The sequence below is a fragment of the Halobacillus sp. HZG1 genome (assembly GCF_035818575.1).
In the GTDB taxonomy this organism is placed as follows: Bacteria; Bacillota; Bacilli; order Bacillales; family Halobacillaceae; genus Halobacillus; species Halobacillus litoralis.
The window spans coordinates 1-16690 of sequence record NZ_JAYLVQ010000074.1 but is presented as its reverse complement, the minus strand read 5'-3'; the positions used below and the strand labels follow the sequence as shown (position 1 = coordinate 16690).

General features: G+C 44.5%; 16 protein-coding genes. 3 read left to right on the top strand and 13 right to left on the bottom strand.

Annotation, left to right across the window (positions count from 1 at the left end; all coding sequences use genetic code 11):
• Window positions 1–302: 302 nt before the first annotated feature.
• From argS to speE, 5 genes are all read right to left on the bottom strand, one after another.
• Window positions 303–1970: an arginine--tRNA ligase gene (gene argS / locus VKA52_RS14800; protein ID WP_326316240.1), complete on the bottom strand. Its 1668-nt coding sequence runs from the start codon at window positions 1968–1970 to the stop codon at window positions 303–305.
• A complete protein-coding gene (locus VKA52_RS14795; RefSeq protein WP_160910855.1) occupies window positions 1967–2407 on the bottom strand; it encodes a DUF1934 domain-containing protein in 441 nt (146 codons plus the stop codon). Before VKA52_RS14795 ends, argS begins: the two co-directional genes overlap by 4 nt.
• Before the next feature lie 84 nt (window positions 2408–2491).
• Complete coding sequence (locus tag VKA52_RS14790) at window positions 2492–2938, bottom strand: hypothetical protein (RefSeq protein ID WP_326316239.1); 447 nt, start codon at window positions 2936–2938, stop codon at window positions 2492–2494.
• A 100-nt stretch (window positions 2939–3038) separates the two neighbouring features.
• Window positions 3039–3911 carry an agmatinase gene (speB, locus tag VKA52_RS14785; protein WP_326316238.1) on the bottom strand — a complete coding sequence of 291 codons (873 nt, stop codon included), beginning with the start codon at window positions 3909–3911 and terminating at the stop codon, window positions 3039–3041.
• Window positions 3912–3916: 5 nt separating this feature from the next.
• A complete protein-coding gene (speE, locus tag VKA52_RS14780) occupies window positions 3917–4747 on the bottom strand; it encodes a spermidine synthase (RefSeq protein WP_326316237.1) in 831 nt (276 codons plus the stop codon).
• Between the two features lie 139 nt (window positions 4748–4886).
• Between speE and VKA52_RS14775 the strand changes: the two genes are divergently transcribed.
• Window positions 4887–6938, top strand: a complete 2052-nt coding sequence (locus tag VKA52_RS14775) for a transglycosylase domain-containing protein (protein WP_326316236.1) — start codon at window positions 4887–4889, stop codon at window positions 6936–6938.
• Window positions 6939–7285: 347 nt separating this feature from the next.
• Here VKA52_RS14775 and VKA52_RS14770 read toward each other — a convergent pair whose 3' ends face one another.
• The 7 genes from VKA52_RS14770 to VKA52_RS14740 all read right to left on the bottom strand — a co-directional run bounded on the left by VKA52_RS14770 (window position 7286) and on the right by VKA52_RS14740 (window position 13220).
• A complete protein-coding gene (locus VKA52_RS14770) occupies window positions 7286–7630 on the bottom strand; it encodes a YolD-like family protein (RefSeq protein WP_326316235.1) in 345 nt (114 codons plus the stop codon).
• A gap of 141 nt (window positions 7631–7771) precedes the next feature.
• Window positions 7772–7999 (bottom strand): hypothetical protein, encoded by a 228-nt coding sequence (locus VKA52_RS14765; RefSeq protein ID WP_160910845.1) that lies wholly within the window; start codon window positions 7997–7999, stop codon window positions 7772–7774.
• 100 nt (window positions 8000–8099) lie between these two features.
• Entirely contained in the window at window positions 8100–8642 is a 543-nt protein-coding gene (locus VKA52_RS14760) for a YwhD family protein (RefSeq protein WP_326316234.1), read from the bottom strand.
• 79 nt (window positions 8643–8721) lie between these two features.
• Entirely contained in the window at window positions 8722–9288 is a 567-nt protein-coding gene (locus VKA52_RS14755; protein ID WP_326316233.1) for a GNAT family N-acetyltransferase, read from the bottom strand.
• Window positions 9285–11309: an ABC transporter permease subunit gene (locus VKA52_RS14750; RefSeq protein WP_160910842.1), complete on the bottom strand. Its 2025-nt coding sequence runs from the start codon at window positions 11307–11309 to the stop codon at window positions 9285–9287. The genes VKA52_RS14755 and VKA52_RS14750 overlap by 4 nt, the downstream gene beginning before the upstream one ends.
• Window positions 11310–11410: 101 nt before the next feature.
• On the bottom strand, window positions 11411–11911 hold the full coding sequence (locus VKA52_RS14745; protein ID WP_160910841.1) for a YwgA family protein: 501 nt from the start codon (window positions 11909–11911) through the stop codon (window positions 11411–11413).
• 13 nt (window positions 11912–11924) lie between these two features.
• Window positions 11925–13220 (bottom strand): HD domain-containing protein, encoded by a 1296-nt coding sequence (locus VKA52_RS14740; protein ID WP_160911822.1) that lies wholly within the window; start codon window positions 13218–13220, stop codon window positions 11925–11927.
• 233 nt (window positions 13221–13453) lie between these two features.
• Here VKA52_RS14740 and VKA52_RS14735 point away from each other — a divergent pair, with 233 nt between their 5' ends.
• The gene (locus VKA52_RS14735) at window positions 13454–14296 is read left to right on the top strand and encodes a lipoate--protein ligase family protein (protein ID WP_326316232.1); all 843 of its coding nucleotides are present in this window, start codon (window positions 13454–13456) and stop codon (window positions 14294–14296) included.
• 74 nt (window positions 14297–14370) lie between these two features.
• Here VKA52_RS14735 and pta read toward each other — a convergent pair whose 3' ends face one another.
• A complete protein-coding gene (gene pta, locus VKA52_RS14730; RefSeq protein WP_160910839.1) occupies window positions 14371–15342 on the bottom strand; it encodes a phosphate acetyltransferase in 972 nt (323 codons plus the stop codon).
• A gap of 256 nt (window positions 15343–15598) precedes the next feature.
• Here pta and hemQ point away from each other — a divergent pair, with 256 nt between their 5' ends.
• Window positions 15599–16336, top strand: coding sequence for a hydrogen peroxide-dependent heme synthase (gene hemQ / locus VKA52_RS14725; protein ID WP_160911821.1), 738 nt, complete (start codon window positions 15599–15601; stop codon window positions 16334–16336).
• Window positions 16337–16690: the final 354 nt, after the last annotated feature.

Below are 16690 nucleotides of genomic sequence, written 5' to 3'. Positions count from 1 at the left end.
TGCCCTTTTAGTGTTGGTTTCGAGAATCTATTTCATGGGAAAGGGGCGGAGGGAAACGGTGAGACTCCTATGGGACGTGTGGGACAGGTGAGACCCCGGAAGGCGTAGCCTGAGGAGGCTCACCGCCCGCCCCATGGAAAGCGAATCGTTTCCCGGAGCTCCTAGAACCACACAAAAGTCTCGAAACTGAGTCTTCAAGAAACCTGCCATATACTTCAATAATATACTACCTCTATATCTAAATATAAAAAAAGAGCGCCCCTGCTCTATTAGCAAAGACACCCTTTTCCTAGTATATGGAATTACATTTGGTTTGGTGCAGAAACTCCGATTAATCGAAGTGCATTATTCAGCGTGATACGGACCGCTTTCATTAAGGCGATTCTCGCTGCTGTCCGCTCTGGATTTTCATCGTCAAGCACTTTGACAGCATTGTAAAAGCTGTGCAGGTTGGATGCGAGATCGAACGCATATTGTGTCACACGGTGTGGCGTGCGTTTTTCTGCAGCATCTGCTACCACTTGCGGGAATTCTCCAAGACGCTTGAGGAGGTCCTCTTCTTTCTCAGCTGTGAGATGGCTTCCGTCATAAGAATCTTTTACCAGACCCTTTTCTTCTGCCTGCTTAAGCATCGTACAAATGCGGGCATGCGCGTACTGCACGTAATACACAGGGTTTTCGTTCGACTCTGAACGGGCAAGGTCCATGTCAAAGTCCAGGTGGGAATCACTGGAACGCATGGAGAAGAAATAACGCATGGCGTCGATTCCGACCTCTTCCATCAGTTCACGAAGAGTGACCGCTTTACCTGTACGTTTACTCATCTTCACCTTTTCGCCGTCCTGGAACAGGTTCACCATTTGGATGATTTCTACTTCCAGTGTATCTTTCTCATAACCAAGTGCCTGGATGGCCGCTTTCATACGTGGAATATAACCATGGTGATCGGCTCCCCAGATGTTGATCAGCGTATCAAATCCACGGTCCAATTTATTTTTATGGTAAGCGATATCCGGCGTCAAGTACGTGTACGTACCGTCATTTTTTATGAGGACGCGATCCTTGTCGTCTCCGAACTTCGTCGTTTCAAACCATGTCGCATCATCTTTTTCGAATACATAGCCCTGATCTTTCAATACGGCAAGAGCGTCTGTAATCTGGTCGTCGTTATAAAGAGAAGTTTCAGAGAACCATTCATCAAATGGAACGCGGAATTCTTCCAGGTCTGTTTTGATTTTATCCAAAAGGAACTTCAATCCATACTCACGGAAGAACTGAAGGCGCTCTTCTTCCGCAACATCGACCCATTTCTCGCCATCTTCACTGACGAGCTTTTCAGCTAAACCGATAATATCCTGACCATGGTAGCCATCTTCCGGCATGCTCCACTCTTTTCCGAGATTCTGCATATAGCGGGCTTCCAAAGATTTCGCAAGGTTCGCCATTTGGTTACCGGCATCATTAATGTAATATTCACGGGAAACATCGTACCCTGCCGCATCCAAGACGTTGCATAGGGAATCCCCGACAGCGGCGCCTCGTGCATGACCTAGGTGAAGAGTCCCTGTTGGATTGGCAGATACGAACTCCACCTGGATTTTGTGGTCTTCCCCACTATTGCTGCGGCCATATTTTTCTCCAGTGTTCAGAATCGTAGGTACCAATTCGGTCAAATACTGATTGTTCATGTAAAAGTTTATGAATCCTGGTCCGGCAATTTCAATTTTCTCGATGGATGCTTTGGACTTATCGAACTGCTCCACGAGGTCTGTTGCAATGGCCCGTGGATTCTTCTTGGCTACACGCGCCAACTGCATCGCCATGTTTGTGGCATAATCTCCGTGCGCCTTGTCTTTTGGCTGCTCAAGGATCACTTCAGGCATCTCTTCTTCTGATGCCAGTTCGGCAGCAAGAACTGAGCGTACGATTTCATCCTTCAGTTTCTGTTCCATTTGTTCAACGATATTCATGAATCGCTCTCCTCCTCAAACGTCAACGTCAAGCGGTGGGCTTGAGTCACTTCATGGTTTAAAGTCATGGTATAACTCACATACAGTCGGCCTTGTGTGGATTCTTCCAAAGAACGGAATTCCACTTTATCTGTTTTTGTCTTCATATGAAAATCACCATACGTATGATGATACAAATTTTCCGTTTCCGTGGATGTCTGGAAAACCTGGCGCATTTCAACGCCTCCGCTTCGCTTGATGCTGACATGTTCCGGTTTGATTGTCACCATCGTACTGACCGGTTCACCATCTTCCGGGTGCTCGATAAAGGTGAGCACTTGCGTATCGCCTCGTTTAAAAAACTGTCCCGGTTCCTGGATCTTCATCGTCTCTTTACGATCCCCATCCTGTATTTCCGTTACAAGCTGCACCTGGACATCTTTTGCGTGACTCGGCATCTTTCCCCCACCTTTTCTATCGCCAATTTTACGTACAAGATATAACTAATATATTATAAGAATTCAAACAGAAAAACGCAAGCATCATTGTAGAAGAAGGTTGACGTACTCCTGGACTTCCTTCACTTGAACGGCGTGATTCGGAATGGAATAAGCCGCGTATAGAACTAGGATAGCCAAAACAATCGTCAAGTACCACTTGAATGATAGATTTTTTTTGAACGGACGACGGTCCGGAACAATCGCGAAAAGTAAAAACGGCAGGAGAAGACCGATCGCCCATACGTCTGTCCTCCACTGTTTGTTTTCCATAGAGACAGCCAGAGTGAATTGCAGAAGGTCATTCATGCGCTCTTCCACATTCACTTCAGCCACCTCTTCTTTCCCTATCCCTTCAAGTATGACGAGTGTATCTCCATTCAGCTCATACGAGATGTTGGAAGGATTCCAATTGGCTCCGTAAGTGAGAAGCAGCAGAGGAAGCATAATCAACACATAAATCCCCGCTACTCCCATGGTTTTTTTATTCAAAACAAAAGCTCCTTTGTATCTTGTCTTTTTTTATATCGCTTGATCCATATAGAAAAGCCACTATGAAGACCTCTCACAGTGGCTTGCTCTATTCTATCATTTATTTGACGAACCCTAAAAGCATTTCGCGGATAAACTTGCTCGCAGCAATCTGCGTCTTCTCTGTCGGGTCATAAGCAGGAGCAACTTCAACAAGGTCCGCTCCTACGATGTTCAACTCACTGCCGGCTATGGCGTGGATGCTTGCAAGCAGTTCTTTCGAGGAGATGCCGCCAGCTTCTGCTGTGCCTGTTCCAGGTGCAAAGGCAGGATCAAGCACATCGATATCAATCGTGACATAGACCGGACGGCCGGCAAGCTCAGGCAGCACTCTTTTCAAAGGTTCCAACACTTCAAACCTCGACATATGCATTCCGGATTCTTTGGCATATTGAAATTCTTCACGCATGCCCGAGCGGATGCCGAATGAAAAGACATTTTCTGCTCCCAGCAGTTCACACGACTTACGAATCGGTGTCGAGTGAGACAACACCTCTCCTTCATATTCCTCACGCAGATCTGCGTGGGCATCGATATGAATAATGGCGAGGTCAGGATGTTTTTTGTACATGGCCTGAATGACCGGCCATGTGACGAGGTGCTCCCCTCCAAGACCGAGGGGGAATTTACCTTTTTCCAGCAATTCATCCAAATACCCTTCAATAATATCCAGACTCCGAGCTGCATTTCCAAAAGGCAGCATCAAGTCGCCGGCATCATGATAGTTCACTTCTTCCAGGTGACGGTCCAAGTATGGGCTGTACTCTTCAAGTCCGATGGAAGCTTCACGAATGCGGTTCGGCCCGAAGCGCGATCCCGGGCGGAAGCTCACTGTCCAGTCCATCGGCATGCCGTAAATGACAGCATCCGCTTCCTCCTCCGTCGCCCGGCTCATGATAAATACTTTTCCAGAGTAGGATTCATCAAAACGCATACGGGTCACTCCTTCGTGAGATCTTTGACGAACTTCGGCAAGGCAAAGCATGCCCGGTGGATGTCGTCTGTGTAATATTTCGTATCGATATCCGTAAAGCGGTCCTCCGCGACTTGCAGGGGATCATGAACTTTACTTCCCATCGTGAAGGTCCACAGCCCACTTGGATAAGTCGGGATGTTCGCTGTATATACCTTTGAAATAGGGAATGTTTCTTTTACGTCGCTATACACTTGACGGATGAGATCTGCCTTAAACCATGGGTTATCCGTCTGGGCTACGAAGATGCCATCTTCTTTCAGAGCTTTAGCAATGCCCTCATAGAATCCTTTTGAAAACAGATTCACAGCCGGCCCTACGGGTTCGGTGGAATCCACCATGATGACATCATACTCATTTTCACTCTGAGCGATGTGCATGAAACCGTCGTCCACCTTCACTTCCACTCGTTCATCTTCCAGCGCCCCTGCAATGGAAGGCAGGTACTTCTTCGAATACTCGATGACTTTTCCGTCGATCTCTACTAGTGTTGCTTTCTCAACACTGTCATGTTTCAAAACTTCACGAATGACCCCACCGTCACCGCCGCCGACAACAAGAACGTTTTTCGGATCCGGGTGGGTAAACAATGGAACATGGGCTACCATTTCGTGATAGACGAATTCATCCTTCTCTGTTGTCATGACCATGTCATCAAGAACGAGCATATTCCCCCACTCCGCTGTTTCCAGCATCTCTAAATCTTGAAAGTCTGTTTTCTCACTATGCAGGGAGCGATTGACCTTCGCCGTAATCCCGAAATGATCGGTCTGTTTCTCAGTAAACCATGTACCCATGTTGCATTTCTCCTTTTTCATCTATGAAATATCTTTCCGCACATATGCGTTTGTTTTACTCAAGAAGTTTATTTTACTACGTATTCTCACATAATAATAGCAGTCTTTATACATTCGTAACAGTTAGGAGTATAAAAGAATGCGATCATTTTTCAGAACCACTTATAGATGGACGATCCGCGGGATGAAGCTCGCCGTCTTTGGCACAATCGTAGGGATTGTCGGATTAATCGGCGTGCTGATCTTCGCCATCACTCAAGGACCTCCATCGTTGATGACTGAACAGAATACCGTCTTTTATGGCACGGACGGAGAAATCATAGGCGAAGAACAAGGGGCGGAAGAACGCTACTGGATTAATATAGAGGAAATGCCCGAATCTATTAAAGACGCGACACTCGCCATTGAAGACAGGCGTTTCTACAACCACTTCGGTTTTGACTTGAAACGTATCGGGGCAGCTGTGCTTACAGACCTTAAGCAGATGCGAATGGCTGAAGGCGCCAGCACCATCACCCAACAGTATGCAAGAAACTTATACCTTTCCCATGATAAAACATGGAAGAGGAAACTCAACGAAGCACTCTATGCCTTACGGTTGGAGATTTTTTATAACAAAGATGAAATATTAGAAGGTTACTTGAACACAATTTACTATGGCCACGGGGCCTACGGGATTGAAGCGGCAAGCCGGCAGTATTTCAATAAACATGCAGGGGACCTTACTTTGACAGAAGCCTCCATGTTAGCCGGAATCCCAAAAGGACCAACCTATTACTCGCCTCTCGCCAATGCTGAACGAGCAGAAGCAAGACAACAGCAGATTTTAGCTGAAATGGAAGAGAACGGCTATATTACTTCCTCCGAAAAGAGAGCAGCCGTAGAAGCAAGCATCTCTTATGCAGACGATGAGGAAGAAGAAACCCAGGAGGTTGCTCCTTATTTCCAGGACCAAGTTGTTACAGAAGCTGCTCAACTGCTTGATGTAGACAGAGAAAGTATCCAGACAGGCGGCTACCATATTCACACTACTTTGATTGAAGAGCATCAACGGATTTTAGAAGAGCAGGTAAAGAGGAATATTCCAGCGAGTGAAGAGATCCAAGTCGCATCCGCTGTAATGGATGGCCATTCTGGCGCAATTACGGCTCTTGTCGGTGGTAAAGATTATCGGGAAAGCCCGTTCAACAGAGCTACACAAGCGAAACGCTCCGTCGGTTCAACCATCAAACCTTTTCTGTATTATGCAGCGCTCGCGGAAGGATACTCGCCTGTCACGATGAAAGAGACACAGCCTATTGAAATTGAAGTAAAAGGAAAAGCAGAACCATATATACCATCCAATTTCAACGACCAATATTCAGAAGAACCGATTACCATGGCTCAAGCGCTTGCTGTTTCCGATAATATTTATGCGGTGCAGACCCACATGGATATCGGACCAGAAAAACTAGGAAAAACGATGAAGACGTTCGGCGTTGAAGAAACCTTCAAACCTCATCCTTCCCTGGCTCTCGGGTACTCCTCCATATCCCTTTTCGATATGGTGAGTGCCTATGGAAAAATGGTGAAAGGAACGGAGTCCATTGAAGGCCATACAATCGCTAAAATCACAGATCGGCATGGGAATGTCTTGTATGAATACCAACCGGCATACAATGAAGACGATGCTGTCGATCGAGTACGAGCGTTCACCGTTACCCACATGATGACAGGGATGTTCGATCCGGTCTTAGATGCCGATTATGCCTCTGTCACAGGTACTCCGATTAAAGGGAAGCTTACACGCATGTATGGAGGGAAATCCGGAACCACTGACAACGACAGCTGGATGATCGGATTCAGCCCTCAATATGTCTCCGGGGTATGGGTCGGATATGATGAAGGCAGTAAGCCACTCGCAGATTTCAACGACCACCGGTATGCCAAAGCCATATGGGCCGATACGATGGAGAAAATACATGAGAATGAGCCTACCGCAGCCTTCATACCACCTCCAGGTGTGAAAGGGGTCTACATCGACCCGGAAACCGGCTATGTCGCAGGTCCCAACTGCCCACAGGAACGATTAGTGTACATGGAGGAATCCGATATTCCTAAGGATGTGTGCGGCGGCGACGAAAGCAAAGATGTTGATGATGAATTCAAAGATGATCCATGGTTCAAAGATGTAGTGGACTGGTTCTTCTAATGCGTTTTTGATCGCTTGGGCGTGATTTCTGCTTGCTTTGGCGCGTTTCCCGCCTCCTTTGGCGCGATTCATGCCTCCTTTGGCGCGATTCATGCCTCCTTTGGCGCGAAAGGTCATCCTCACAACGGATGACCTTTCGCTTTTTCTTTACCAAACTATGGCCTCATTTTCAAAATAAAAAAAGACAGAGAAAACGACCGGGGGAACCGGTCGCGTTCTCTGTCCTAGTAAACATGTATAACCCATGTGTTACTTAATATATTACCCTTATCGCTGATTCGTCAAGATTGGGCGTCTGAATTCTTACACTTTTTTCATGAACATTTTGTGAACAAAAAGTGAACACCTTATAAAATGGCAAGGTCAGCGATGTCATCCAAAGGGATGCGGACCTTCTCCTTCGTCTGTCCATCAACCCCTGCTACCGTGTGATTGCTTCGATTCACATGGGTCACCTTCATCCTTATGTCTTCATATTCGAAACCATTGTGAACCCTAACCTGGACAGTAAGATTGTCTGTTAGCGCCCTCTGCAAAAGAAAGTCAATTTCGACAGCTTTCTGTTCATCCATGATTCCCTTTTCTACCCGCTGATCTTCTTTCCAAAGTTTTTTCACCATCTCTACATGCTCCGGTAACATGAGCGATGTCCATTTGATCGTCCCGCGATCACGATTCCGGTTATCCATCATTGGTTCCCTCCACCACGAACATTTGTTCTTATTCTATCATAAAAGAGGAAATCGTAAACTGGAATTTTCATACTTAGTTAAACCGTCCCATATCCACATGCGTCTCTCTTATCCAGGTGAGCAGGGGGGGGGACGCTTCACCTACTCCTTTTCTTTGTTTCCTGCATTCGCCTTTTTTTGATTTCCGAATACGAATATACAACTCACATAGATCACGAAAGCACCTGAAACAAACCATAGACCTGATGTTAAATACTCATGATCTGCATAAAAAGACCATTTAAACAGGAAATGCAGAATTCCTGACACCAATCCCACAAGGGCAATCACAAAATGAAACACCACATCATCTTCTAAAATCCTTTTCATATGATCCCCTCCTTTCTTCTACAAAAAATCAAATGAGAAAGAGGGAAACCCTGCAGATTCCCCTCTCTCTGTAACGACGCTATAAACTTGCAAACATCAATTATTGTACATCTAGAGAGTCTTTCAATTCCTGAGCCGTGTTCTCCCATAACTCTGGTTTAAAGTCACGTAAATATCCACCGAGCAGCTTCTTCGACTTCTCATCAAGGTGATCGACCGCAAAGCGCCCCTTCAAGGACTTATCCATGTGGTTCACATGTTCAGGCATCGATTTATATCCGCGCTTGATGGACCTGTCCACGACAATCTCACTGGCAGCTACGCCATAATAACACGGTTTTCCTTCATGGTGACCGACCGTTACCCAAGCGATCCAATATTTCAGTCCGTTTTTAACGACTTCACGATCGGTAATGAATTTGATGCGTTTTTCCACTTTACTACGCGCGTGAAGAGCCCCCATATCGACATAGGCTTCGTCTTCATTAGGGTCCACAATAACCGGGGTCATATTCTCTAAACTGATGGAACCGACACCATAACCCCCGTGTCCATCCGTGGAATCATCTTTAATGATTGTGAATTGGTTCTTCTTTTTATCGCTGCTTTCGCCTTTGTTTTTAAATTGATCGAATTCTCTCATAAAGCGATCCTCCTCTTCAATCGTCCTCTTATTTTGTCCCATTTTAACATACAAAACAGTTCTTGTTAGAACAGACGCTTCATGATTGATCAAACGTTTGTTTAATCTTCTCATATTCCCTTTTCAACATGGAAAACACCACGGTATCCTGGAAGCTCTCCCCATCAAAATCTGTTTCCCTTAATACTCCCTCTTCCCGGAACCCAAATTTATTCAAGAGCCTTCGTGATCCCTCATTTCCAGCAAAGATGTCTCCGACAATCCGATTGAGGTTCAGCGAATCAAGTCCATAAGGGAGAAGTGTAAGAAGGACTTGTGTCATAACTCCTTTCTTTTGATAATCCGGGTGAATGACGGCCCCCATTTCTGCTTTCCTATGCCAATGATTCAGTTTATGAAAACGGAACAGGCCCACACATTTCCCTCTTTCATCCTCAATCACCCATGGAATTTCTTCTTGCTTATGAAACCCATCCAGTCTTTCTTCTATATAAGCTTCCATCTCCTCCAAAGACAACACAGGGCAGGGAGTGATGTACTTCATCGTATCCTGCCGGCTCATGAACTGGAACAAAGAAGGAGCGTCGGAAGTTTTCAGTTCTCGTAACTTTATCTTTTCCATTTTAAAGACAGGAATATGATTCATATCGACTTTCTCCTATACCCATGGTCATCCCGCGATTCATCAACTCTCTTCTGTTCTGGTACAAACTCAAAATCCGCTTCCTTAAGGGATGCAGGCTTTCCTCCGATCGTTTCTTTTCTACGGAAAATTTTCTTAAGCCATGTATTCTGCTCTACCGGTACACCGACACGCCGCTGTTGAACTTCCTTAATTCCCTGTACAATTAGCTGCATCGCGACAATCATCGCCATGAAACAGAAAAGTGTAGGGATTATGAGCCACCAACGCCCTGTCATCAACGAATCTTTGGCGGCCCCAATCATCCCGGACCATTCATAGGTGGTACTTGTTGGTGGGTCTGCCACAAAATCATAGCTTACTTTTGTCCCTCCAAAATATAGATCAAACACGCCCAGGTGGATGAAAATAAGCAGCGTTTGGATAAACTGCTGACCAAAAATAATCCCCATACGTGCACTTAAGTGCGGCATTAAGTGCTTCCACAACAAATGAACAGAGCTGCCACCAAGCACTTTTGTACTCGTTACGAATTCTTCTTTTATAATCAGCTTCATCTCGTTGCCGAACAATGTTATGACAAGCGGAACAGCTAAAAGTGTCAAAATGATCCCCTGATAAAGGATTCTCTCTGTTTCCGTCGTCGTAAACCCGCCAGGAGGCATCCATAACACCGGCTTCAATAGTAAAAACGCAATGATCGTCATCGGTAGAAAGTGCATGCTGTCCACCAGTTTTTCAAACACAAGCTGCACCTTTTTCGGAAGAAAGAAAGCATAGGGAATAGCTAAAAGGAACCCGAGAGCCATTCGCAGGAAAGCAATAACAAGACCGAAAATGATCGTGTATTTCGCACCGACAAGGATTTGGTCGATTACGCTAAAACCGAGAGCATCGGTCCCCAGAAACACATACTCAGGGGTGTGAGGCATCGAACTGACTAATTTCCCTTCATCATTATAGATCAGTCGAAACTGGTCGATCAGCGGCTCTGCGGTCATCGTATAAATGATACTTACGATAAGGGCTCCTGCAATAACCGTAAAACCTAAGAGAAACTTTATGTTCTTAAAATGAGCACCGATTTCTGATATTGCATGAGCAAGCCATCCACCGCCCCCTTTTAAGGAGACAGATCCTATAAAGCTGTTCATGCGGGTAGCGACTTCTTCCGACTTCTTCTCATCCTTAAACAGGAACAGTTCTGTTCCTTGATAGATGACATAAAAAGGGGTGAACAGCATGAGAAGAATAAAGCTTGACACAATCGGTCGAAAATCATTAAGAAAGGCTGTTGTAATCCCATTCATATTGAAAATATATTCAATGATCAACAGACTCGACAACGCGCCCCAAACAATGATTTTGGAATGGTAAAACGTGCTTTTTCCAATGTTCCGAAAGATATGTACACACAATATTCCGATTTTCTCCAACCCTTTCCCCCTGGCCATCTGTACATACGACTTCGTCCATTCTTCTTCAATCAAAGCGAGTAGGATTTTGTACATCGTCACCATAGGCAGGACAGCGATTGCCAACATTGGAAGCAGATAGACTTGATCACCCTGCCCAAGGGAAGCAAAGGAAATAAGCAGAATTTCCGTTTGTTTATAGAACCAAACAATGAACAACTGGATAGAGAAAGCCAGCAATAAATCAGGTACGCTCTCGAGCACTCCAAGAGTACGGTCAACGACCGACCGCAGCCACTTCGGTAAAAATACGGTAAAGAAGGCGCCTGCGAATGCAAGAACGAAACCTAATAAAATGCCACCAAAGAAAACAGTCATGGAGTATTGGTAAGGGTCCCACAGATGTTCAAAAATCGGCACAGGACGTCCTTTGTATAAGTAGTTCCAATCTCCCGGGTTCACGACAGACCCAAGCAGTTGACTCAACTCTTTTATGTAATTTCCTACATCTAAAAATGCTCCTCCCCTGAACAACGCGGGAGAAGTGCTGATCAATAGAATACCGACTATCCCGAACAGATAATAAGCAAAAAATTTAAGGACCCTCATATCTGTAGACCTCCACTCTACTTTCGGATTATGTTTTTTCAATTATCTGACATCACTACGCAATAAAAAAGGTGTACATCATCGTACACCTACTTTTTATCTTAATGAATGGAACGTAAATGTTCAATAAATTTCCATCCTTCATCGATATCATCCTGTGTGTAATTTTGAGCACTTTTTACCGTAAATACTTTTTCAGTAATTTCATCTTTCGGTAAATGTTCAAAGAAAAGCATGGTGGAAACAAGCTCAAGAAAACGCGAGCTGCGCCCGTTCATTTCTTCGATATGCAGATTCAATGGCGGTAGATCCATCTCATAGTGGGTCAGAAAATCTCTGCCGCTATCAGTCAATTGATAACGGTATTGATAATAATTCTTCTTTTCTTCTCTCGTTTCACTAATAAAACCAAGATTACACATTTCTTCGACTCTCAGTGTCAATTCCTCCGAATAAGGGCCGTAAAAATGGAACTGGTAACGCTCTTCAAAAGGGATTTCACACTTTTTCAGTATGTAAATCATCTTTTGCAACTTCTTTCGACCTACAACTTCATGGGTGCTTGAGAAAAACTGCATCAACTTCGCATGATTCTCCAACATGGAGGTTCACTCCTTATCCAAACAAAATTTCCATAATCCGCTTCTTCGTTTTACTTCGATTCGACATTTCCTCCAGCCGATCCAGAGGGATGTACAATTTATGATCCGTCCTTTTTTTACCAGAAATTGATTCGACAATATCAGAAAGCCTGGATAGTTCCTTCAGCTCGTCATTTGGCTGCAGCAGATGAATCGGCAGCCTCTCCCCTTCTTCACCCGGGCGGTAAAAGTCATAAGGAAGGTCTGAACTTGAATCAACGACTAAATAATAATCAGGATTCAAACCGGCTTTTGTGAACAGTTTATATAGCTCCATCCATTCATTCATCTGGGAATTCGGATTGAACTCGATGTATTTAAAAAGTTTACGGTTCACGAAACGGTGGCATAAATCACTCAACACCTCGTCTTCCTCTTTCATCCACGTTTGGAAGTAATAAAGGACGACCGCTTCATCCAGCGCCAAATATTCTTCAAGTGACGGCTCACCGGAAAAGAAGGACAAGAAATGCACTGGTTTCAACTTGAAGCTGTATCCTTCTTCGTACAATTCCTTGGCACGGTGAAGGATTTTAGTTAAGATGACTTCTGCACTTCGCGTTACAGGATGAAAATAGACCTGCCAGTACATTTGATAACGACTCATAATATAATCTTCGATGGCATGCATGCCGCTTTCTTTAACCACGACCTGATCTTCCATCGGCCGCATAACCCGAAGAATCCGTTCCATATCAAAATGTCCATAGCTGACCCCTGTAAAATAAGCATCCCTTTGCAGATAATCCATTCGATCTGCATCAATTTGACTAGAAATCAAGCTGACGACGAGCTTGTTTTCGTACGTCTTGTTGATGACGTCGGCTACTTTCTTAGGAAAGCCTTTTTCAACTTTACTGAGGACCTTGTTCACTTCAGTATCACCTAGCAAAATCGCCTGGGTGAAATCTTCATGATCAAGCTTGTACACTTTTTCAAAGGAATGCGAAAAAGGTCCATGACCAAGATCATGCAAAAGTGCAGCACAAAGACAAAGCAGTCGCTCCTCCTGATTCCAGTTCGGACGGTCTTTGAAGTTCTCGATGATCCTTCTTACAATCTCATAAACACCTAAGGAGTGGTTGAAGCGGCTGTGTTCAGCTCCATGAAACGTCAAATAAGAGGTGCCGAGCTGTTTGATTCTACGGAGCCTCTGAAATTCGGCCGTTCCGATCAAATCCCAAATCACCCGTTCTCGAACATGGACATAACGATGTACGGGGTCTTTAAAAACCTTTTCTTCACTTAACTTCTCATCACGATAGGCCATCATTTTGTCCTTTCTACACGACATTTTTATCTATTATATACCTTAAATTACGACAAAAAAACATCTTGACAGACAGAAATTGACAGGTACCCAATTTAAAACCTGTCTATAGCGCTCTAACATTTCCTATGAATTTTTTATCCAACAGAGAATTTTACAAGCGATCCTCCATTCATGCAAGAGGCGAGTTTTGGTATAATGGACGTTGCTACCCGAAAAGGAGAACGAATGCTATGAATGAACTACATCCATTATTAAAACCAGATACGTATCGCTTCATAGACCAAAGCAATTTAGGTCCAGGTTTTTCTGCTCTACAGTCTTTTGCTATGGACGATGCGTTATCCATAAGTGTCGGTGAACGTATGAGCCCGACAACAGCCAGGCTCTGGGTCCACCACGATACGATCGTACTCGGAATTCCCGATGCCCGCCTTCCTTATATAAAAGAAGCCATCCAACATTTGAAATCGAACGGATATGATGTGATCGTCCGTAATTCCGGCGGGCTTGCCGTTGTGTTGGATGACGGCGTTTTGAACCTTTCCCTGATTTTCCCTGATTCTAAACAGGTAAACATCCATGACGGCTATGAAGCGATGGTTTCGTTTATACGCCAACTTTTTTCCGATTTGACGGACGGGATTGAAGCTTATGAAATCACGCAATCCTATTGTCCCGGAACCTATGATTTGAGTATTGATGGTAAAAAGTTCGCAGGTATTTCCCAACGCCGTGTCAAAAACGGCTCCGCAGTCCAAATTTATCTTGACGTAAGTGGCAGCGGGGCAGAACGCGCCGCTCTTTTGAAACGGTTCTATGAACTCGGCAGGCGCGGGGAAGAAACACGCTTCAGCTACCCTGATATCGATCCAGGCGTCATGGCATCTTTAAATGAATTAATGGGGACCAACCTCAGCGTTGCCGATGTACGTGACCGTATCCTGATAAAATTACATGAACTCTCCGGTCACCTTGTCACCCACGCTTTAGAAGGAGACGAAATCGACTGGTTTCATAAGCGGTTTGAGCAAATGATCAAACGAAACGAAAAAGCGCTCGACAACCTGGAATAAGGATGTCGAGCGCTTTTTTCTTTTAAATGGAACAGAAAAGCTTGCGGGTATTGTCCAGCGAGCTTTTTCAACTTTTATAGAGCTTGGGCAGCAGTAATGATGGCGAGCTTGTACACATCGTCAGAATTACAGCCGCGGGATAGATCATTCACCGGCTGGTTCAATCCTTGCAGAACCGGCCCAACGGCATCAAAGTTACCCAGACGCTGAGCAATTTTATAACCGATGTTTCCTGCTTCAAGGCTAGGGAAAACAAACGTGTTCGCTTCACCCATTAGTGGAGAATCCGGCGCTTTTTTCTCGGCTACTGATGGAACGAACGCCGCGTCAAATTGGAACTCGCCGTCTATTAATAAATCTTTGTTTTGCTCTTTGGCTATTTCAAGTGCTTGTGTCACTTTCTCTGTTTCAGGGGACTGAGCAGACCCTTTTGTTGAGAAACTCAACATGGCGACTTTTGGATGAATATCAAATAGCTGAGCCGTTTCTGCACTTGCCAATGCGATTTCTGCTAAGTCCTGGCTGTCAGGGTTAATGTTGATGGCACAGTCAGCAAAAACATATTTCTCTTCGTCACGAACCATGATGAATACACCGGACGTTTTCTTAATACCAGGCTTCGTTTTAATGATTTGAAGAGCTGGACGAACAGTATCTGCTGTTGAGTGAGCGGCACCACTGACCAGCCCGTCCGCTTTGCCCATGTAGACAAGCATAGTACCGAAGTAATTTCCACCTTGAAGAATTTCACGTGCTTTTTCTTCTGTTGCTTTTCCTTTACGGCGCTCAACAAAGCTTGCGACCATTTCATCAAACTCATCGTAGTTTGCAGGGTCGAGAATTTCCGCTGCAGAAATATCCAAACTTAATTCGGAAGCTTTCTGTTCTACTTTTTCTTTATTACCGACTAATACAGGTGTCAACATACCGTCAGCACCCAATTGACTTACTGCTGTCAGGATTCTTTCATCTAAGGCTTCTGGAAATACGACTTTCTTGCCTTTTCCATCAATTTTAGATTTCAACGTATCAAATAGGTTACTCATGATTAACCCTCCAATTTTTCATTCTGTTATACATGATAAGACCTTTTGTGTTTAAATGAAAGTGGTTCGAACCAAGTTTTCCGTGTGAAGCGATTTCATTTTATAACTTTACCCTATTTCTCTATAGATGATACTTCTTAAGCTGTTCACTCTTTTGTCATACCCGCATCGTTATCTATCCAAATGTAAATGTGTTATATTTATGGAGGATGTTTTATTAGTACAATACTTCAATGTAAAAGGAGCGATCGATCCCATGCCAGAAGCAGTAGTTACCATGGACGGCTGGTATTGTCTGCATGATTTTCGTTCTGTCGACTGGACAGCATGGAAGTATGCATCAACCGAAGACCGTGAAGAAGCGATCAATGAATTCAAAGAATTGATCGGTCTATGGGAAGAAACAGAACGCAGCAAAGAAGGTAGTCATGCTTTATATACAATTGTCGGTCAAAAAGCAGATTTCATGATGATGATTCTACGTCCGACAATGGAAGAGCTGAATGAAATCGAAACGGCCTTCAATAAATCTAAACTGGCAGAATTCACAAAGCCTTCCTATTCGTACGTCTCTGTCGTAGAGCTTTCCAATTACATGGGAAATGCGAACGAGGATGATCCTGAAATTCAAGCGCGTCTGCGCCCTACCCTTCCGAAGTGGAATCACATTTGTTTCTACCCTATGGACAAGCGCCGTCAGGGAAATGACAACTGGTATGTCCTCGAAAAAGATGAACGTGCCAAACTCATGTACGCCCACGGAATGACAGGCCGCCAATACGCTGGGAAAATCCGTCAGATCATTACCGGTTCCATCGGTTTTGATGACTGGGAATGGGGCGTTACATTATTTGCTCATGATATGCTTCAATTCAAAAAGCTCGTATACGAAATGCGCTTTGATGAAGTAACTTCACGTTATGGTGATTTTGGATCTTTCTATATCGGAAACATCCTCAAGCCAGACGCTGTCGAACAATTTTTACAAGTATAAAGAAGAAAGCTGCCAGCTCATCTGGCAGCTTTTTTTGTGCCCAATATCCCCCCACTAACGCTCCCTTTAGTTGAAGACTCAGTTTCGAGATGTTTGTGTGACTCTAGAGGCTCCGGGAAACGGTTCGCCCCTTGACCTTATAAGTGTCTCAAAACCACTTCTAAAAGGGTCAGCTTGAATGGTTGAAGGAAGTGGATAATTCGAACACTTGTATTCATAAGTAAGGTTCCAATTCTTTTCCCCTAGGCGGGTATATAGTGCGTTGTATCAAGCAATTGCGTTTGCTAAACGTCAATGGGGTAGCGTTTATATCATTCACTTCTCATAACCATACGAGCTGATTTTTTAAGTAGT